Raw genomic sequence first — 19,414 nt, 5'->3', positions numbered from 1 at the left:
TATTAAGGTCGGCGACTTTCACTCACACATACCAGCAAGTGGCGTCCCCTAGGGGATTCGAACCCCTGTTACCGCCGTGAAAGGGCGGTGTCCTGGGCCTCTAGACGAAGGGGACGTGAAGTCTCAATCGCAAGACGCCTTGCTATTTACTTTTCATCAGACAATCTGTGTGAGCACTACAAAGGCAGGTTCTTTAAGGTAAGGAGGTGATCCAACCGCAGGTTCCCCTACGGTTACCTTGTTACGACTTCACCCCAGTCATGAATCACAAAGTGGTAAGCGCCCTCCCGAAGGTTAAGCTACCTACTTCTTTTGCAACCCACTCCCATGGTGTGACGGGCGGTGTGTACAAGGCCCGGGAACGTATTCACCGTGGCATTCTGATCCACGATTACTAGCGATTCCGACTTCATGGAGTCGAGTTGCAGACTCCAATCCGGACTACGACATACTTTATGAGGTCCGCTTGCTCTCGCGAGGTCGCTTCTCTTTGTATATGCCATTGTAGCACGTGTGTAGCCCTACTCGTAAGGGCCATGATGACTTGACGTCATCCCCACCTTCCTCCAGTTTATCACTGGCAGTCTCCTTTGAGTTCCCGGCCGAACCGCTGGCAACAAAGGATAAGGGTTGCGCTCGTTGCGGGACTTAACCCAACATTTCACAACACGAGCTGACGACAGCCATGCAGCACCTGTCTCAGAGTTCCCGAAGGCACCAAAGCATCTCTGCTAAGTTCTCTGGATGTCAAGAGTAGGTAAGGTTCTTCGCGTTGCATCGAATTAAACCACATGCTCCACCGCTTGTGCGGGCCCCCGTCAATTCATTTGAGTTTTAACCTTGCGGCCGTACTCCCCAGGCGGTCGACTTAACGCGTTAGCTCCGGAAGCCACGCCTCAAGGGCACAACCTCCAAGTCGACATCGTTTACGGCGTGGACTACCAGGGTATCTAATCCTGTTTGCTCCCCACGCTTTCGCACCTGAGCGTCAGTCTTTGTCCAGGGGGCCGCCTTCGCCACCGGTATTCCTCCAGATCTCTACGCATTTCACCGCTACACCTGGAATTCTACCCCCCTCTACAAGACTCTAGCCTGCCAGTTTCGGATGCAGTTCCCAGGTTGAGCCCGGGGATTTCACATCCGACTTGACAGACCGCCTGCGTGCGCTTTACGCCCAGTAATTCCGATTAACGCTTGCACCCTCCGTATTACCGCGGCTGCTGGCACGGAGTTAGCCGGTGCTTCTTCTGCGAGTAACGTCAATCATTAAGGTTATTAACCTTAATGCCTTCCTCCTCGCTGAAAGTACTTTACAACCCGAAGGCCTTCTTCATACACGCGGCATGGCTGCATCAGGCTTGCGCCCATTGTGCAATATTCCCCACTGCTGCCTCCCGTAGGAGTCTGGACCGTGTCTCAGTTCCAGTGTGGCTGGTCATCCTCTCAGACCAGCTAGGGATCGTCGCCTAGGTGAGCCGTTACCCCACCTACTAGCTAATCCCATCTGGGCACATCCGATGGCAAGAGGCCCGAAGGTCCCCCTCTTTGGTCTTGCGACGTTATGCGGTATTAGCTACCGTTTCCAGTAGTTATCCCCCTCCATCGGGCAGTTTCCCAGACATTACTCACCCGTCCGCCACTCGTCACCCAAGGAGCAAGCTCCTCTGTGCTACCGTTCGACTTGCATGTGTTAGGCCTGCCGCCAGCGTTCAATCTGAGCCATGATCAAACTCTTCAATTTAAGTTTGATGCTCGTGAATTAAACTTCGTAATGAATTACGTATGTTCACTCAGAGACTTGGTATTCATTTTTCGTCTTGCGACGTTAAGAATCCGTATCTTCGAGTGCCCACACAGATTGTCTGATAAATTGTTAAAGAGCAGTTGCGACGCGCTTTAGCGCTCTGTCGCGAGGTGGCGTATATTACGCTTTCCTCTTTCAGAGTCAACCCTCATTTTCAGGTTTTTCTCTTCAACCGAACCGGCTGTTTGTGTGAAGTGATTCACATCCGCCGTGTCGATGGAGGCGCATTATAGGGAGTCGACTCAGGAAGACAAGCGGAAAAATGCATTTTTATTTCAACCGCTCACCTTTTGCCCACAACGCTTACTTTTGCTGCTTTTTTATCGCCATTGGCAGGTCTGCCAGACTATTTATGACCAAATCTGCCGCATTTTCTGCTTCCGGTGTGACGGGTTTGCCTGTGCGCACCAATACCTTTGTGCCAACATTCGCAGCTGCCGCCGCCTGCATATCTTCAATTTTGTCGCCTACCATATAAGAAGCGGCCATATCGATGTGCAAGAAGTCTCGGGCGGAGATAAACATGCCAGGATGCGGTTTACGACAGTCGCAGACCTGACGATACTCTTCCACGGTGCCCTGTGGGTGATGCGGGCAGTAGTAGATGCCATCCAGCTCAACATCGCGATCGGCCAGCGACCAGTCCATCCATTCGGTCAACGTTTCAAACTGCGCCTCAGTAAATTTACCACGCGCGATACCAGACTGGTTCGTCACAATAATGAGCGCGTAACCCATCTTTTTAAGTTCACGCATGGCATCAATAACGCCGTCGATAAACTCAAACTCGTCGATCTCATGTACATAACCGTGGTCCACATTAATGGTACCGTCACGGTCGAGAAAAATTGCGGGTACAGACTTTGCCACCTTTTATAGCTCCTGAATAAGGCATGTGGCTCTAGTATCGCATGTTTCAGCGGGCAAGAAAGTGCTCATCGCGCAAAGCCTGATTGATTTAGACGTCTGGATGCCTTAACATCCATCTTGTTGACGGCTTCGACCGTACCTGACAGACGAAAATGCCACGGCTAACTTAATTACGATAATAAATAACCAATGATTAAACTTTCGAATATCACCAAAGTGTTCCAGCAGGGGACTCGCACCATTCAGGCGTTAAATAACGTCAGCCTGCATGTTCCTGCCGGGCAGATTTATGGCGTTATTGGCGCCTCCGGTGCCGGTAAAAGTACGCTCATCCGCTGCGTTAACTTACTTGAACGCCCAACCGAAGGCAGCGTTCAGGTCGGCGGTCAGGAACTCACGACGCTTTCTGAGTCAGAGCTGACCAAAGCTCGCCGTCAAATCGGCATGATTTTCCAACACTTTAACCTGCTCTCTTCCCGCACCGTGTTTGGCAACGTCGCGCTGCCGCTGGAACTGGATAACACGCCAAAAGAAGAGATCAAACGCCGTGTAACAGAACTGTTGGATTTGGTTGGTCTTGGTGACAAGCACGATAGCTACCCGGCCAATCTTTCCGGTGGACAAAAACAGCGTGTGGCGATCGCCCGTGCGCTGGCAAGCAATCCCAAAGTGTTGCTGTGCGATGAAGCCACCAGCGCACTCGATCCGGCAACGACCCGCTCGATTCTTGAATTATTGAAAGACATTAACCGTCGTCTGGGACTCACCATTCTGCTGATTACCCACGAGATGGACGTTGTAAAACGTATTTGTGACTGCGTGGCAGTCATCAGTAATGGTGAACTGATTGAGCAAGACACCGTCAGCGAAGTGTTCTCACACCCGAAAACGCCGCTGGCACAGAAATTTATTCAGTCCACGCTGCACCTGGATATCCCGGAAGATTACCTGGAACGGTTAAAAGCCGAGCCAGAAGCAGACAGTGTGCCGATGCTGCGTATGGAATTCACCGGTCATTCGGTCGATGCGCCGCTACTTTCTGAGACGGCCCGTCGCTTTAACGTTAATAACAACATTATTAGCGCGCAGATGGATTACGCCGGCGGTGTGAAATTCGGCATCATGCTGACTGAAATGCACGGCACACAGGAAGATACACAAGCAGCCATCAACTGGTTGCAGGAACACCATGTAAAAGTAGAGGTACTGGGTTATGTCTGAGCCGATGATGTGGCTGCTGGTTCGCGGCGTATGGGAAACGCTGGCAATGACCTTTGTGTCCGGTTTTTTTGGTTTTGTGATCGGTCTGCCGGTTGGCGTGTTGCTGTACGTAACGCGTCCGGGGCAAATCATTGAGAACGCGAAGCTCTACCGTACGCTCTCTGCGCTGGTGAACATTTTCCGTTCCATCCCGTTCATCATCTTATTGGTGTGGATGATTCCGTTCACCCGCATGATCGTAGGCACCTCTATCGGACTGCAGGCCGCTATCGTCCCGCTGACCGTCGGCGCCGCACCGTTTATCGCCCGTATGGTGGAAAACGCGCTGCTCGAAATCCCGACCGGGCTGATAGAAGCCTCTCGTGCGATGGGCGCCACGCCCCTGCAAATTGTACGTAAGGTATTACTGCCAGAAGCGCTGCCAGGACTGGTCAATGCGGCCACCATCACCCTTATCACGCTGGTTGGTTACTCCGCGATGGGTGGCGCCGTTGGTGCCGGTGGTCTTGGACAGATTGGTTATCAGTACGGTTACATTGGTTACAACGCTACAGTAATGAATACAGTACTGGTATTGCTCGTCGTTCTGGTTTATTTAATTCAGTTATCCGGCGATCGCATCGTCCGGGCTGTCACGCACAAATAACGTTGCACACAACACTAAAAACTCATTAAGAAAAGGAAATAAGCATGGCGTTCAAATTCAAAACCTTTGCGGCAGTTGGAGCCCTGATCGGTTCTCTGGCACTTGTGGGTTGCGGTCAGGATGAAAAAGATCCTAATCACATCAAAGTGGGCGTTATTGTTGGCGCAGAGCAGCAGGTTGCAGAAGTCGCGCAGAAAGTAGCTAAAGAAAAATACGGTCTGGACGTTGAGCTGGTCACGTTTAACGATTACGTTCTGCCTAACGAAGCGCTGAGCAAAGGCGATATCGATGCTAACGCCTTCCAGCACAAACCGTACCTGGATCAGCAGATCAAAGATCGCGGTTACAAGCTGGTTGCTGTAGGCAATACTTTTGTTTACCCGATTGCGGGCTATTCCAAAAAAATCAAATCACTGGATGAGCTGCAGGACGGTTCACAGGTCGCGATTCCAAACGACCCGACTAACCTTGGCCGTTCCTTGCTGCTGCTGCAAAAAGTGGGCTTAATCAAGCTGAAAGACGGTGTTGGCCTGCTGCCGACCGCGCTGGACGTGATTGAAAACCCGAAAAACCTGAAGCTGGTTGAACTGGAAGCGCCGCAGCTGCCGCGTTCTCTGGACGATGCTCAAATCGCACTGGCGGTCATCAACACCACCTACGCCAGCCAGATCGGCCTGACGCCGGCAAAAGACGGTATCTTTGTTGAAGATAAAGATTCTCCGTACGTAAACCTGATCGTGACGCGTGAAGACAACAAAGATGCTGAGAACGTGAAGAAATTCGTTCAGGCGTATCAGTCTGATGAAGTGTACGAAGCAGCAAACAAAGTCTTCAACGGCGGTGCTGTTAAGGGCTGGTAATTTTAGGCTGTTTACAGAATATGTAATATCATCAGGACGGGCGCTTGCCCGTCTTGTCATTTATGCAAGCACCTGATTCAATATCTGACGTTTAGATCATTCATTGAGGAAATATTATGCGTGCTTTACCGATCTGTTTAGTAGCACTCTTGCTGAGCGGCTGTTCTATGTTAAGCAGATCCCCTGTTGAACCCGTTCAAAGCACCGCAACCCCGCCGAAAGCGGAGCCGGAAAAACCGAAAGCACCGCGCGCGACGCCGGTAAGAATCATTACTAACGCTGAAGATTTAGTAGGCAAGCCGTTCCGCGATCTTGGCGAAGTTAGCGGTGAATCCTGCCAGGCATCCAACCAGGATTCCCCTCCGAGCATTCCAACCGCGCGCAAACGCATGCAGATTAACGCATCAAAAATGAAAGCTAATGCGGTATTGCTGCACAGTTGCGAAGTGACCAGCGGAACACCGGGTTGCTATCGTCAGGCGGTTTGCATCGGTTCTGCACTGAACATTTCGGCGAAATGAGCCATTTTCAGTTCGAGCAAATAGGCGTTATCCGCTCACCATATAAAGAAAAGTTCGCCGTTCCACGCCAGCCAGGTCTGGTGAAGAGCGCCTGCGGTGAACTGCATTTGCTCGCACCTTATAACCAGGCCGATGCCGTTCGCGGCCTGGAAGCCTTCAGTCATTTGTGGGTGATTTTTGTTTTTCACCAGACAATCGAAGGTGGATGGCGTCCGACCGTGCGCCCTCCCCGTCTTGGTGGCAACGCCAGAATGGGTGTCTTTGCCACACGTTCAACGTTTCGTCCTAACCCTGTTGGCATGTCGTTGGTAGAGCTGCGGGGCATCCGCTGCCATAAAGAGCACGTAATCCTCGAACTCGGTGGACTGGACCTTGTTGACGGAACGCCAGTAGTGGATATTAAGCCGTATCTGCCGTTTGCCGAATCGCTGCCTGATGCTCGCGCCAGCTATGCCCAGGACGCACCTCAGGCCAGCGTCGAGGTGACGTTCAGTGAAGATCTCGCGGAGCAGCTACCAAAGCTCGAACAACGTTACCCGCGTCTTCGTCAGTTTATTACCGAAGTGCTGGCGCAGGATCCGCGTCCTGCCTACCGTAAAAATGAGGAAGAAGGCAAAACCTACGCCGTCTGGCTGCTGGACTTTAACGTCCGCTGGCGCGTCACACCGTCAGGATTTGAGGTCTTTGCTCTGGAAGCCCGCTAATTTGCGTCGCGTACTCTTTTGACATCCCTTTCTCGCTGGTAAACTAAACCACTTTTGTTTTGTGCCAGGCTCGTTTTGAGCCTGTTCGATCGTTCAACTGGAACCGTAACAACATGCGTACTAGCCAATATCTGCTCTCCACTCTGAAGGAGACACCTGCCGACGCCGAAGTCATCAGCCACCAGCTGATGCTGCGCGCCGGGATGATCCGCAAGCTGGCCTCCGGGTTATATACCTGGCTGCCGACCGGCGTGCGCGTCCTGAAAAAAGTCGAAAATATCGTGCGTGAAGAGATGAACAACGCCGGTGCGATCGAGGTGTTGATGCCGGTCGTTCAGCCTTCTGAACTGTGGGAAGAGAGCGGCCGTTGGGAACAATACGGCCCGGAACTGCTGCGTATTGCTGACCGTGGCGATCGTTCGTTCGTCCTCGGCCCAACGCATGAAGAAGTGATCACCGACCTGATCCGTAACGAGCTGAGCTCTTACAAACAGCTGCCGCTGAACTTCTATCAGATCCAGACCAAATTCCGTGACGAAGTCCGTCCGCGCTTCGGCGTGATGCGTTCCCGCGAATTCCTGATGAAAGATGCCTACTCTTTCCACACCTCTCAGGAATCCCTGCAGGAAACCTACGATGCGATGTACGCTGCGTACAGCAAAATTTTCAGCCGTATGGGGCTGGATTTCCGTGCAGTACAAGCGGATACCGGTTCTATTGGCGGCAGCGCCTCTCACGAATTCCAGGTGCTGGCACAGAGCGGCGAAGACGATGTGATCTTCTCCGACTCCTCCGATTATGCGGCGAACATCGAATTCGCCGAAGCCGTTGCGCCGAAAGAGCCGCGCGCAGCAGCAACTCAGGAAATGACGCTGGTTGATACTCCGAACGCCAAAACCATCGCCGAACTGGTTGAGCAGTTCAACCTGCCTATCGAAAAAACCGTGAAAACCCTGCTGGTGAAAGCGGTTGAAGGCAGCAGCTACCCGCTGGTCGCCCTGCTGGTTCGTGGCGATCACGAGCTGAACGAAGTCAAAGCGGAAAAACTACCGCAGGTTGCCAGCCCGCTGACCTTTGCCACCGAAGAAGAAATTCGTGCGTTGGTAAAAGCAGGTCCAGGCTCGCTCGGTCCGGTGAATATGCCGATTCCGGTGGTTATCGACCGTACCGTTGCAGTAATGAGCGATTTCGCTGCCGGTGCCAACATCGACGGTAAACACTATTTCGGTATCAACTGGGATCGCGACGTAGTCACCCCGGAAGTTGCAGACATCCGTAACGTGGTCGCCGGCGACCCGAGCCCGGACGGCAAAGGTACGCTGATGATCAAACGCGGTATCGAAGTCGGCCACATCTTCCAGTTGGGTACCAAGTACTCTGAAGCGATGAAAGCCGCCGTACAGGGCGAAGATGGTCGTAACCAGATCCTGACCATGGGTTGCTACGGTATCGGGGTCACTCGCGTGGTTGCTGCTGCTATCGAACAGAACTATGACGATCGCGGCATCGTATGGCCAGACGCCATTGCCCCGTTCCAGGTCGCGATTTTGCCGATGAACATGCACAAGTCCTACCGCGTGCAGGAACTGGCTGAAAAACTGTACGCTGAGCTGCGCGCTCAGGGCATTGAAGTGCTGATGGACGACCGTAAAGAGCGTCCGGGCGTGATGTTTGCCGATATGGAACTGATCGGTATTCCGCACACTATCGTGCTGGGCGACCGTAACCTCGACAACGACGATATCGAATACAAATACCGTCGTAACGGCGAGAAAGAGCTGATTAAAACCGGCGACATCGTCGACTTCCTGGTCAAAGCCATTAAAGGCTAATACCAACAAAAAGGCCCTGATTATCAGGGCCTTTTTTCTATCGATTAATTACACGCTTTACCGGGGATAAATTTCGCGTCTTTATCCGCCATCAACGTTTTCACTTTCTCACCCGTATCCGGGTTTGACTCCAGCGTGAAATGCGCCTCAAGCGTCAGCAATACGGACTGTCCGTTTTCTGCACGCGCAGCTAAATAGTCACGTTCAAGCTGAGCATTATTCGCCACCGGCATCCGTTTACCCGTTGCGCAGTCGGTAAAGATTGCCGCGTCAGCCATATAGAAATACATGCCTCGCATCGGCATTGGCGTCACCGGTAAGCTGGCGGAAACTGGCTGGAGCGTGTAGTTAAACTGTGACTCAATCGGGTTACCTTCACGATCGAGCATTTCCAGCGCCTCGCCTTTAGCCCGGTAGTACGACTTTTCACCTTTGCTGTCGGTCAGCACCAGCTTGTCGGCAGTGCGCGCCCATGTGCCATAAGAGGCAAACGAAGACGGTTCATCCCGCACGCCCTGATAACGTTCGTTCATCACCCATGTACCGTCTTTTTCCAGAAACAGAGAGGTTTCAATCCCTTCACAGTCCGCGCAAGGTAAGATGCCACGCCAGCTTTGCTGCATCGGTTTTAATTCTGCCGCCCGCGTCGGCTGTAGTACTTCAACTTCAGTACGGTTATTACAGCCGATCAAGGAAAAAAGCGTGCATGCAGCGACTACGGACAATATTGCTGTTTTCACTATCAATTCCTTATAAATTTTTATTCCCGCTCGTCAGTCTTGCGTTCGACGAACTCTCCCACGCAGTGCTTTCACTGTGGATTTTTGCGCCTTCGATGACAACCTGCGCTCTTTCGAGGCGCGTGTAGGGCGAGTTGCCTGTCGGCTTTTTTGCACTGCGGTTAATTCTTTTATCACCGCTACCAGCCGGGAGATTGCCGCTTCCCGATTAAGTTCCTGGCTACGGTATTCCTGCGCCTTAATGATAATCACGCCATCACCGCTAATCAGATGATGGCTGGCGGCAAGCAAACGTTCCTTGTAATACTCTGGCAGGCCAGAGGCCCGAATGTCAAAGCGCAAATGGATAGCCGTCGAGGTCTTGTTAACGTGCTGACCGCCCGCGCCCTGCGCCCGAATCGCCGTGATTTCCAGCTCATTATCAGGGATAGAGACGTTTCGGGAGATAACAATCATGAACGCGGCTGCCACGCGGTCAGATGAATTTCCAGATTGTTCTGAGAGTCAGACAGCCAGATAGCACCGTCCTGGATAGTTGCCTGCAGCGCCATTGTACGACCTGCGAAATCACTCAGTTGCGCCAGTTGTTCATCATCCAGATACCACACGGTCAGATTTTTAAACTGCGCGCACTTGTTCTGATTTTGTTGCCACCAGATCTGAGCCGCACGGCTGTTGTAAGCAAACAGGGCAACCTCTCCAGACTGGGTACAGGCTTTTTTAATACGGCGCTCATCCGGCAGACCCAGCTCAATCCAGAGATCGATACCCAGATGGTCGTTACGCAGCCATGCTTCAGGCTCGTCTTCCGCACTCAGGCCACGCGTGAACTGCAGGCGTTCATCGGCATATTTGATCCAGGCCAGCAGGCGCAACATCATGCGCTCCTGGGTTTCAGAGGGGTGACGCGCCAGCGTCAAGGCCGCGTCAAGGAACTGGTTGCGGTCAAGATCCGCTACGTTGACGACGGCTTTATAAATTGTCGCTTTAAGCGCCATGAGAGAACTCCTTTCGAATCAGGCGCACATTGTAGCGAAAACTGCGGCAAAAGGCTGCTAACTGCTCCTCTATCAAGGCGCTGATATTGCTTGAATGAGTATGGTATAGTCACCTTGCTAAACAGAGTTTATCTTCGTAGGCTTAGACTTGCATCCACGGTTAAGTCAGAGTGCTGACAGGAGGGCATGTGGAAAAATATTGTGAGTTAATACGCAAGCGGTACGCGGAAATCGCCAGCGGAGACTTAGGGTATATCCCGGATGCGCTGGGTTGCGTATTGAAGGTGCTTAATGAAGTGGCGGCAGACAGCGCCCTTCCAGAGTCGGTCAGGGAAAAAGCGGCGTATGCTGCCGCGAACTTACTGGTGAGCGATTATGTCAATGAATGAAACGTATCAACCCATCAACTGCGATGATTACGACAATCTTGAACTCGCCTGCCAGCACCATTTGTTACTGACGCTGGCGCTAAAAGATGGCGAAGTTTTGCAGGCGAAAGCGAACGACCTGGTTTCACGCAAAAACGTGGAGTATCTGGTCGCAGATGTCGCAGGTGAAACCCGGGAGCTTCGTCTCGACAAAATTGCCAGCTTCAGCCACCCGCAGATCGGTACCGTGGTGGTCAGCGAATCTTAACTTTTTTCGCCTTATCCGGCCTACTTTCCATGTGAAACGTAGGCCTGATAAGCGCAGCGCCATCAGGCATGCCATACCAGACTTACGCCTTCTTCACCTTCTGCCGTCCCCTCACGCGTCACGAAAACACCCGCAGCCGAAATCAACGTTTCGCCGTAAAACAGCAGCGGTGTGGTATCTCGTCGCCAGGGCGGGATCCCCTGCTCCTGCCAGATTTTCTTTAATTTCCGTCCGCCGTTACGCCCGACAATATGCAATAACCCTGGCGCTTTAAAACGGATACTGACGACTTCGTCCGCTTGTGGCAAGCGCAAATCACCCGCAGAGATTAACTGAACCGAACCCAATCCGGCAGGCAGCGTCAACGGTGTTTTCCACTCTAACCACGGGATAACAGTTTCGCTTTGCCCATCGACTGACTTCACCCACCACAGCTGTGACTGATAACGACGGACCTCGTACTCCCCGAGGCGAAAACTTGGTGACGCATCTTCCCGCGCCAGCGCCACTTCCTGCCAGATACGTTCCAGCCCATCACGGGAAGGCATCGGCGCATTTAACCCCGCCAGCCAGCGACGAAGCAGCGCGGCACGACGCACGCCACTCATCATCATTAATGGCGTCAGTAACAGTGTTCCACGGGATGTGATGCAATCGGCTAAATCGCTGGCCAGCAGTTCATCCAGTAAACTCTCCTGCTCAGCGCACAGCGCAGCGCTGCGGGCAACGGCTTGCGCGAAGTGCGGCCAGCGCTGTTGGAGCAATGGGGTAACGCGCAATCTGAGGAAATTGCGATCGTAGGTATCATCCTGATTGCTTTCATCTTCAATCCAGCATAATTCATGCTGCCGTGCCCATGCTTCAAGCGCCTCTCGCGTTTGCGCCAGCAGCGGTCGAATCAGCTGGGTTCCGGCAAACGGAGAGCTTTCCCCCATGGCGGAAAGTCCGGCAGGACCACTGCCGCGTTTAAGCGCCAGCAGAAAGGTTTCACACTGGTCATCGAGATGCTGTGCTGTCATCAGCACCTCGCCCGGTAGTAAGGTCTGCGCAAACGCCTGATAGCGCGCGCGTCGCGCCTGGGCTTCGATGCCCAGACCATCATCCTCAAGGTGTACCCGCTCAACCACCAGCGACACCTGCCACTGCGCGCATACCGACTCACAGTGCTGTACCCAACTGTCTGCGTGTGGGCTTAATCCGTGATGAATGTGGATTGCGCGTAAAGCAACATCAGGATGCAGCGCTCGCCACTGCACCAACTGATGCAGCAATACGGTGGAATCCAGCCCGCCGCTAAAGGCGACCAGAATCGATTGAGAATTCAGCAGCGAAGTGTTCAGCGTGAGTGTCGTCATGATGGTTACTTACAATGGCATTGCCCGGCACGTTACCGGGCTAACACCACAATGACAAGCCTTACAGCTCGTACAGTTCGAGGGGTAATCCGTCCGGATCGTTAAAAAACGTAAAACGTTTGCCGGTAAACGGATCGATTCGTACCGGCTCGCATTTCACATCATGGCTTTCCAGATGAATTATCGCCTTTTCCACGTCATCTACGCTGAACGCCAGATGACGCAAACCACAGGCTTCCGGTCGGCTCGGACGGCAAGGTGGAAACGGGAAAGAAAAAAGCTCAATCACATACTGGCCGTTCAATGCCAGATCGCCTTTCCACGAGTCTCTCTCTTCCCGATAGGCTTCGCTCATCAGTGTAAAGCCAAGCACATCGCAGTAAAATGCCTTACTCGCCGCGTAGTCTGTCGCAATAATGGCAATATGGTGAACCTGTTTTAATCCCAGCATAGCGTCATCGCCTCTTTCATTTTTCTGTCAGAACGTTACTCGAACGTCTTGGGGTCAGGCAAGTCGTTATGCCATTTTTAAGACTCTCACGCGATACAGGCCATCCTCGCCCAGTTTAGCGCCATGGATATCGGTTTCAAATCCAGGGTAGCGCTGCCCTACCGAGCACAGCATCAGAAGAAAATCGAGGACAGCCCGGCTTTTGGCAGTGATCATTTCCCCGGGCATCAAAAGCGGCACACCGGGAGGATAAGGCAGGATCATATTGGCAGAAACGCGCCCCACCAGTTGATCAAGTGCTACCGTTTCGACCTCACCTTTGATCTGCCGCTGCCAGGCCTGGTGCGGCGTCATTTTCATTTCCGGCAAGGTATCAAATGCCCGCAGCATCAACCCGGAGAGATCATGCTGGCGGATCAACTGATGGATCCCCTGCGCCAGATCCTGAATACGCATATTGCGATAGAAATCGGGATCTTCAGCATATAGATCCGGCAGCATATTTTTCACACGTAAATTCAGATCGTACGAGCGCTTAAATTCCGTCAGGCCACGTAGCAGCCCCATCGCCCGGGTTTTATCAATACCAATGCTGAACAGGAACAACAGGTTATACGGTCCCGTCTTCTCGACTACGACACCGCGTTCATCAAGGAATTTCGCCACCAGCGCCGCGGGGATCCCCTCTTCGCTCATATTTCCCTGTTCATCCATTCCCGGCGTCAAAATCGTGACCTTCACCGGGTCAAGGAACATGTGGTCGGCATCAGCATCAACAAATCCGTGCCAGTCTTCACCTGGCGCTACCGGCCAGCACTCTGCTTCATCTACCTTTTCCGGCTGCCAGATATCAAAGAACCAACCATCCGACTCTTCACGCAGACGTTGCACTTCTTTACGGAAATGCAGCGCCCGTTCCACCGAACGATTGATTAACCGCTTGCCTGAATTGCCACGCAGCATTGCCGCCGCCGTTTCTATCGACGCCACTATCGGATAGCTCGGAGACGTAGAGGTGTGCATCATAAAGGCTTCGTTGAACGTGTCTTCATCATAGTCGCCCTTAATGTGGATCAGCGAAGCCTGTGACAACGCCGCCAGCATCTTGTGGGTGGACTGGGTTTCAAAAATCACCTTTCCCGGTACCCGTTCGCCGCTCATCCCGCTTTTCCCCTGATAGATCGGATGAAAATGGGTATACGGCACCCAGGCTGAATCAAAATGGATGGAGGGCACATCCAGCGTTTGTTTGATCCAGTTGGTGTTATACAACAGGCCATCATAGGTGGAGTTGGTGATCACCGCGTGGACCGGCCATTGCGCCTGATTGGTTTCCTCAACTTTGCGTTCAATGCTTGCGTGGGTAAATTCCCGACGGGGTATACCGCCGAGGATCCCCAGCGCGTTACGCGTAGGCTTCAGCCAGATTGGCACCACATCACTCATCATCAGCAAATGCGCCAGTGACTTATGGCAGTTGCGGTCAATCAGGAGCGTACTGCCTGCAGGTGCAGCATACATACCGACAATCTTGTTCGATGTCGAGGTGCCGTTGGTCACCATATAGCTCTGCTCGGCACCAAAAGTACGCGCGATGTACTCCTCCGCTTCCAGGTGCGGACCGGTATGATCAAGCAATGAGCCCAGTTCGGTTACGGAAATGGACACGTCGGCTTTCAGCGTATTTCCGCCAAAAAAATCATAGAACAGGCAGCCGACCGGACTTTTCTGGTACGCCGTTCCCGCCATGTGCCCAGGCGTGCAGAAGGTATACTTCCCTTCCTTCACATAGGTAAACAGCGCTTTGGTGAAAGGAGGCGTGATGTTATCGAGGTATTCGCTGGTGTACTGGCGGATGCGGGTGGCAATGTCTTCAGACTGCCCCAGCGCATACTCAAAAAACCACAGCGCCATGCGCAGGTCGTGCGCACTGACATCCATCGTCGAATGGGTATTAATAAAGGCGTAGAGCGGGAGATACTCGTTGAGCTGGTTGATGTCGCTGCACAGTTCCAGACTGTATTCATCCCAGTCAAAAATGACGCCGCAAATTCGCGGGTTATGTTCGATAAACTTCAGCAGGTCGACGCTATTCTGCGGCCAGATAATCTGAAACCCCTGCTGCTGCAGCGCACGTTCAAGTTCCTTGATGGGCTCATCTTTATAAAAGACGCCATGCGGTCCCATGATGGCAATGATATTCATGCGTTCCTCCTGGAAAAACCTTAGTTAATCATAGCCTGGCCAAACCACAGGTAAAAAAAAGGGCCACAGCATTGTGGCCCTTTTCAGAATTAATGCAGTTTACGCGTAACCGTAGCTCATCAGACGCTGGTAACGACGGTTTTTCAGATCATCTTTGCTTAACACGTCGAGATCGGCGAGATCGGCCAGCAGCTGTGCCTTCAGGGACGCAGCCATTACTTCAGGGTTGCGGTGCGCGCCGCCCAGCGGTTCCGGGATGATAGAGTCAATCAGCTTCAGCTCTTTCAGACGCGGCGCGATAATTCCCATTGCTTCTGCGGCCAGCGGCGCTTTGTCGGCGCTTTTCCACAGAATGGAAGCACAACCTTCCGGGGAGATAACGGAATAGGTGCTGTACTGCAGCATATTCACTTTATCGCCCACACCGATAGCCAGCGCGCCGCCGGAACCACCTTCACCGATAACGGTGCAGATTACCGGCACGCTCAGACGTGACATTTCGCGCAGGTTGCGCGCAATCGCTTCTGACTGACCACGTTCTTCCGCGCCCACGCCCGGGTAAGCCCCTGGGGTGTCGATGAAGGTAATGATCGGCATGTTGAAGCGCTCGGCCATTTCCATCAGGCGCAGCGCTTTGCGATAGCCTTCCGGCGCTGGCATGCCGAAATTACGGCGAATCTTTTCTTTGGTCTCACGGCCTTTCTGATGACCAATGATCATCACCGGACGGCCATCCAGACGCGCGATACCGCCGACAATAGCTTTATCATCCGCATAGGCTCGATCGCCCGCCAGCTCATCAAATTCATCAAACGCCAGTCGGACATAATCCAGGGTGTACGGACGCTGTGGATGGCGCGCCAGTTGGGCTACCTGCCATGCGCCAAGATCGGCGAAGATTTTACGCGTCAGTTCTACGCTTTTTTCACGCAGACGATGCACTTCTTCATCGATGTTAATATCCAGTTTCTCATCCTGACGGCTAACCGCAGTCAAAGAATCGATTTTTGCTTCCAGCTCTGCAATCGGCTGTTCAAAATCAAGGAAATTCAGACTCATAGTATTCCTGTATTAGTCAAACTCCAGTTCCACCTGCTCCGAACCAATAAGGCCACGGAGATCGTTTAGCAAACGATCGCTCGGAGAGACACGCCACGTCGCGCCAAAACGCAACCGCGCACGTGCATCCGCCCTCTGATAGTAGAGATGTACTGGAATTGTCCCCGAGCGGTGGGGTTCCAGAGACTGACGGAGTCGGTTTAAAAGCTGGTCATCAATTTGCCTGTCCGTCAGCGAGATAGCAAGCCCGCGAGCATATTTTTCCCGGGCTTCGTCAATATCCATGACTTCACGGGCCATCATTTTAAGCCCGCCACTGAAGTCATCAAAGCTGACCTGTCCGCTGACGATAAGTATGCGGTCTTTTTCCAGCAATTGCTGGTATTTATCCAGAGCATCGGTAAACAACATAACCTCCAGACGTCCGGAACGGTCATCCAGTGTACAGATGCCGATACGATTGCCGCGCTTGGTGACCATTACCCGCGCAGCAATGACGAGCCCCGCAGCCGTGGTGACTTTACCACGTTCTGTCGGATGCATGTCTTTCAGCCTGTAGCCTCCGACATAGCGCTCAATTTCTTTTAAATACTGGTTGATGGGGTGTCCCGTCAGGTAAAGCCCCAACGTTTCACGCTCACCGTCTAATACCACCTGCTCCGGCCACGGTTGACAGCTGGCATAGGATTGTTCAATTTGCTCCGGTTCTTCCGCCAGCACGCCAAACATATCGGCCTGACCAATAGCTTCGGCTTTTGCATGCTGATCGGCGGCTTTTAGTGCGTCGTTGAGCGAATTCATCAACGCTGCACGATGCGGGCCAAGGCGATCAAACGCCCCGGACATGATTAGCTTTTCCAGCACCCGGCGGTTAAGTTTTTTGATATCCGTGCGCGCGCAGAGATCAAACAGCTCACGGAAGTAGCCGCCTTCGTTACGCGCCTCAATAATAGCTTCAATTGGCCCTTCACCCACGCCTTTTATCGCGCCGATGCCATAAACAATCTCGCCATCATCATTCACGTGAAAATGGTAAAGCCCGGAGTTGATATCCGGCGGCAGGATTTTGAGCCCCATGCGCCAGCATTCATCCACCAGTCCGACGACTTTCTCGGTGTTATCCATATCGGCGGTCATTACCGCCGCCATAAACTCGGCAGGATAATGCGCCTTCAGCCACAGAGTCTGGTAAGAAACCAGCGCATAGGCAGCGGAGTGCGATTTGTTAAATCCGTAACCGGCGAATTTCTCCACCAGGTCAAAGATTTTCATCGCCAGTTCGCCGTCTACGCCGCGCTTTTTCGCCCCTTCTTCAAAGGTGCCGCGCTGCTTGGCCATTTCTTCCGGCTTTTTCTTACCCATCGCACGACGCAGCATATCCGCGCCGCCAAGGGTATACCCGGACAACTCCTGGGCAATCTGCATAACCTGTTCCTGATACAGGATAATGCCGTAGGTCGGCTCCAGTACCGGTTTCAGACACTCATGCTGCCATTGTACATCCGGATAGGAAATCTCTTCGCGACCATGCTTACGGTCGATAAAGTTATCTACCATCCCCGACTGTAGCGGGCCAGGGCGGAACAGAGCCACCAGTGCGATCATATCTTCGAAGCAGTCAGGCTGCAGACGTTTGATCAGGTCTTTCATGCCGCGGGATTCAAGCTGGAATACCGCCGTGGTCTCCGAGCGTTGCAGCATATCGAAGCTTTTCTTGTCATCCAGCGGGATAGCCGCAATATCCAGCGGTGGCTCACCGTTCTTTTCACGGCGCGCGTTGATCATTTCCAGCGCCCAGTTGATGATGGTGAGCGTACGCAGACCGAGGAAGTCGAACTTCACAAGACCGGCATATTCCACATCGTTCTTATCAAACTGAGTAACCGGGTGCAGCCCCTGTTCATCGCAGTACAGCGGAGCAAAATCAGTAATTTTGGTCGGTGCGATAACCACACCACCGGCGTGCTTACCGGCGTTACGCGTGACGCCTTCCAGCTTACGCGCCATATCGATCAGCGCTTTAACCTCTTCATCTGCCTCATAGATTTCCGGCAGTTGGGGTTCGGCTTCAAAGGCTTTTGCCAGCGTCATGCCCGGATCGGGCGGCACCAGCTTCGAAATACGGTCAACGAAGCCGTACGGATGCCCCAGTACGCGGCCCACGTCGCGGATAACCGCTTTTGCTGCCATCGTACCGAAGGTAATAATCTGCGAAACCGCATCACGACCGTACATTTCCGCCACGTGCTCGATGACCTGGTCGCGTTTCTCCATACAGAAGTCAACGTCGAAGTCGGGCATTGAGACACGTTCCGGGTTAAGGAAACGTTCGAACAGCAGGTCAAATTCCAGCGGGTCGAGATCGGTAATTTTCAGCGCATAGGCAACAAGTGAGCCAGCACCTGAACCACGTCCCGGGCCTACCGGTACGCCGTTATCTTTCGACCACTGGATAAATTCCATAACGATCAGGAAGTAGCCCGGGAATCCCATCTGGTTGATAACTTTAAGTTCAACTTCCAGACGTTCATCGTAAGGTGGGCGCTTCTGCGCACGAACTTCAGGGTCAGGGAACAAAAATTCGAGACGTTCTTCCAGCCCTTCGCGTGATTTCGCCACAAGGAAATCTTCGGTGGTCATATCGCCGGTCGGGAACTGCGGCAGGAAATACTCGCCCAGACGCACCGTCACGTTGCAGCGTTTAGCTATCTCGACGGTGTTTTGCAGTGCTTCCGGAATATCGGAGAACAGCTCGCACATCTCATCTTCGCTGCGCATGTACTGCTGCGGCGAATAGTTACGCGGGCGTTTCGGATCATCAAGGGTAAAGCCGTCGTGGATCGCTACGCGGATTTCATGCGCATCGAAATCTCCGGTTTCAAGGAAGCGGACATCGTTAGTCGCCACCACCGGTAGACCACGCGTTTCGGCCAGTGCTACGGCTGCGTGCAGATAATTTTCTTCATCTTGCCTGCCGGTGCGAATCAGTTCGAGGAAATAGCAATTGGGAAAATGTTCTTCGTAAAACGCCACGCACTCGTCAACCAGTGCGTTATTGCCGCGCAGCAGACTTCGTCCGACATCACCCATGCGACCGCCGGAGAGCAAAATCAAACCTTCTTTTAACTCGACCAACCAGTCCCGGTCGATAACCGGTCCTTCTGCGCCATAGCCGCGCTGATAGGCTTTCGAAATCAACAACGTCAGGTTCTGATAGCCGGTATTATTTGCGGCCAGCACGGTAAGCTGCGTGAGTTCATCACCCAACAGCTCACTGCGGACATGAAAATCTGCGCCAACTATCGGCTTGATACCCGCGCCATGGCCCGCTCCGTAAAACTTCACCAGACCACACAGGTTGGTAAAATCGGTGATCGCCAGCGCAGGCATGCCTAATGCGGCCGCCTTTTTTACCAGCGGTCCGGTTTTCGCCAGCCCATCGATCATGGAGTAGTCGCTGTGCACCCGTAGGTGGACGAAACGTGGTTCAGACATCTTCAGATTCCTTCGAC

17 protein-coding genes, 1 tRNA gene and 1 rRNA gene are annotated in these 19,414 nt (G+C 53.0%); 8 read left to right on the top strand and 11 right to left on the bottom strand.

Translation table 11 applies throughout. From position 1 onward, the window contains the following. Positions 1-39: 39 nt before the first annotated feature. The 3 genes from C2U41_RS01390 to gmhB all read right to left on the bottom strand — a co-directional run bounded on the left by C2U41_RS01390 (position 40) and on the right by gmhB (position 2,674). Positions 40-115, bottom strand: a tRNA-Glu gene (locus C2U41_RS01390). 84 nt (positions 116-199) lie between these two features. Continuing rightward, positions 200-1,741 (bottom strand): 16S ribosomal RNA (locus C2U41_RS01385). A 366-nt stretch (positions 1,742-2,107) separates the two neighbouring features. Next, a complete protein-coding gene (gmhB, locus tag C2U41_RS01375; protein ID WP_003829138.1) occupies positions 2,108-2,674 on the bottom strand; it encodes a D-glycero-beta-D-manno-heptose 1,7-bisphosphate 7-phosphatase in 567 nt (188 codons plus the stop codon). A gap of 189 nt (positions 2,675-2,863) precedes the next feature. Between gmhB and metN the strand changes: the two genes are divergently transcribed. The 6 genes from metN (at position 2,864) to proS (ending at position 8,458) form a co-directional block, all read left to right on the top strand. Then, positions 2,864-3,895: a methionine ABC transporter ATP-binding protein MetN gene (metN, locus tag C2U41_RS01370; protein ID WP_003018468.1), complete on the top strand. Its 1,032-nt coding sequence runs from the start codon at positions 2,864-2,866 to the stop codon at positions 3,893-3,895. Continuing rightward, positions 3,888-4,541: a methionine ABC transporter permease MetI gene (locus tag C2U41_RS01365; RefSeq protein WP_003018471.1), complete on the top strand. Its 654-nt coding sequence runs from the start codon at positions 3,888-3,890 to the stop codon at positions 4,539-4,541. The genes metN and C2U41_RS01365 overlap by 8 nt, the downstream gene beginning before the upstream one ends. A gap of 44 nt (positions 4,542-4,585) precedes the next feature. Continuing rightward, a complete protein-coding gene (gene metQ / locus C2U41_RS01360; protein ID WP_003018474.1) occupies positions 4,586-5,401 on the top strand; it encodes a methionine ABC transporter substrate-binding lipoprotein MetQ in 816 nt (271 codons plus the stop codon). Positions 5,402-5,517: 116 nt separating this feature from the next. Beyond that, the gene (gene rcsF, locus C2U41_RS01355) at positions 5,518-5,922 is read left to right on the top strand and encodes an Rcs stress response system protein RcsF (RefSeq protein WP_003018477.1); all 405 of its coding nucleotides are present in this window, start codon (positions 5,518-5,520) and stop codon (positions 5,920-5,922) included. Beyond that, a complete protein-coding gene (gene tsaA, locus C2U41_RS01350; RefSeq protein WP_048233859.1) occupies positions 5,919-6,626 on the top strand; it encodes a tRNA (N6-threonylcarbamoyladenosine(37)-N6)-methyltransferase TrmO in 708 nt (235 codons plus the stop codon). Before rcsF ends, tsaA begins: the two co-directional genes overlap by 4 nt. Before the next feature lie 113 nt (positions 6,627-6,739). Continuing rightward, positions 6,740-8,458 carry a proline--tRNA ligase gene (gene proS, locus C2U41_RS01345; RefSeq protein WP_016149584.1) on the top strand — a complete coding sequence of 573 codons (1,719 nt, stop codon included), beginning with the start codon at positions 6,740-6,742 and terminating at the stop codon, positions 8,456-8,458. A 44-nt stretch (positions 8,459-8,502) separates the two neighbouring features. On the opposite strand, the gene nlpE is transcribed toward proS, so the two are convergent. Genes nlpE through C2U41_RS01330 form a run of 3 tightly spaced genes read right to left on the bottom strand, consistent with a single transcriptional unit; the run spans position 8,503 to position 10,196 of the window. After that, a complete protein-coding gene (gene nlpE / locus C2U41_RS01340; protein ID WP_085951559.1) occupies positions 8,503-9,201 on the bottom strand; it encodes an envelope stress response activation lipoprotein NlpE in 699 nt (232 codons plus the stop codon). A gap of 30 nt (positions 9,202-9,231) precedes the next feature. Continuing rightward, the gene (gene arfB / locus C2U41_RS01335; RefSeq protein ID WP_003018489.1) at positions 9,232-9,654 is read right to left on the bottom strand and encodes an alternative ribosome rescue aminoacyl-tRNA hydrolase ArfB; all 423 of its coding nucleotides are present in this window, start codon (positions 9,652-9,654) and stop codon (positions 9,232-9,234) included. After that, on the bottom strand, positions 9,651-10,196 hold the full coding sequence (locus C2U41_RS01330; RefSeq protein WP_003018497.1) for a YaeQ family protein: 546 nt from the start codon (positions 10,194-10,196) through the stop codon (positions 9,651-9,653). The genes arfB and C2U41_RS01330 overlap by 4 nt, the downstream gene beginning before the upstream one ends. A gap of 188 nt (positions 10,197-10,384) precedes the next feature. Between C2U41_RS01330 and C2U41_RS01325 the strand changes: the two genes are divergently transcribed. Further along, positions 10,385-10,585 (top strand): YaeP family protein, encoded by a 201-nt coding sequence (locus C2U41_RS01325; protein WP_003018499.1) that lies wholly within the window; start codon positions 10,385-10,387, stop codon positions 10,583-10,585. Beyond that, a complete protein-coding gene (rof, locus tag C2U41_RS01320) occupies positions 10,572-10,832 on the top strand; it encodes a Rho-binding antiterminator (protein WP_003018503.1) in 261 nt (86 codons plus the stop codon). The genes C2U41_RS01325 and rof overlap by 14 nt, the downstream gene beginning before the upstream one ends. Before the next feature lie 62 nt (positions 10,833-10,894). Here rof and tilS read toward each other — a convergent pair whose 3' ends face one another. The 5 genes from tilS to dnaE form a co-directional block, all read right to left on the bottom strand. Then, on the bottom strand, positions 10,895-12,187 hold the full coding sequence (gene tilS / locus C2U41_RS01315; protein WP_086529519.1) for a tRNA lysidine(34) synthetase TilS: 1,293 nt from the start codon (positions 12,185-12,187) through the stop codon (positions 10,895-10,897). Between the two features lie 61 nt (positions 12,188-12,248). Continuing rightward, positions 12,249-12,638, bottom strand: coding sequence for a VOC family protein (locus tag C2U41_RS01310; protein WP_003018507.1), 390 nt, complete (start codon positions 12,636-12,638; stop codon positions 12,249-12,251). A 66-nt stretch (positions 12,639-12,704) separates the two neighbouring features. Further along, a complete protein-coding gene (gene ldcC, locus C2U41_RS01305; protein WP_003018509.1) occupies positions 12,705-14,843 on the bottom strand; it encodes a lysine decarboxylase LdcC in 2,139 nt (712 codons plus the stop codon). A 99-nt stretch (positions 14,844-14,942) separates the two neighbouring features. Beyond that, positions 14,943-15,902: an acetyl-CoA carboxylase carboxyl transferase subunit alpha gene (gene accA / locus C2U41_RS01300; protein ID WP_003018513.1), complete on the bottom strand. Its 960-nt coding sequence runs from the start codon at positions 15,900-15,902 to the stop codon at positions 14,943-14,945. Between the two features lie 12 nt (positions 15,903-15,914). Next, complete coding sequence (gene dnaE / locus C2U41_RS01295; RefSeq protein WP_003018516.1) at positions 15,915-19,397, bottom strand: DNA polymerase III subunit alpha; 3,483 nt, start codon at positions 19,395-19,397, stop codon at positions 15,915-15,917. Positions 19,398-19,414: the final 17 nt, after the last annotated feature.

The sequence above is a fragment of the Citrobacter freundii complex sp. CFNIH4 genome, from assembly GCF_002934505.1.
Taxonomy (GTDB): Bacteria; Pseudomonadota; Gammaproteobacteria; order Enterobacterales; family Enterobacteriaceae; genus Citrobacter; species Citrobacter freundii.
Note: the sequence above shows the minus strand (reverse complement) of the source record. Positions and strands in the feature narration are given on the sequence as shown.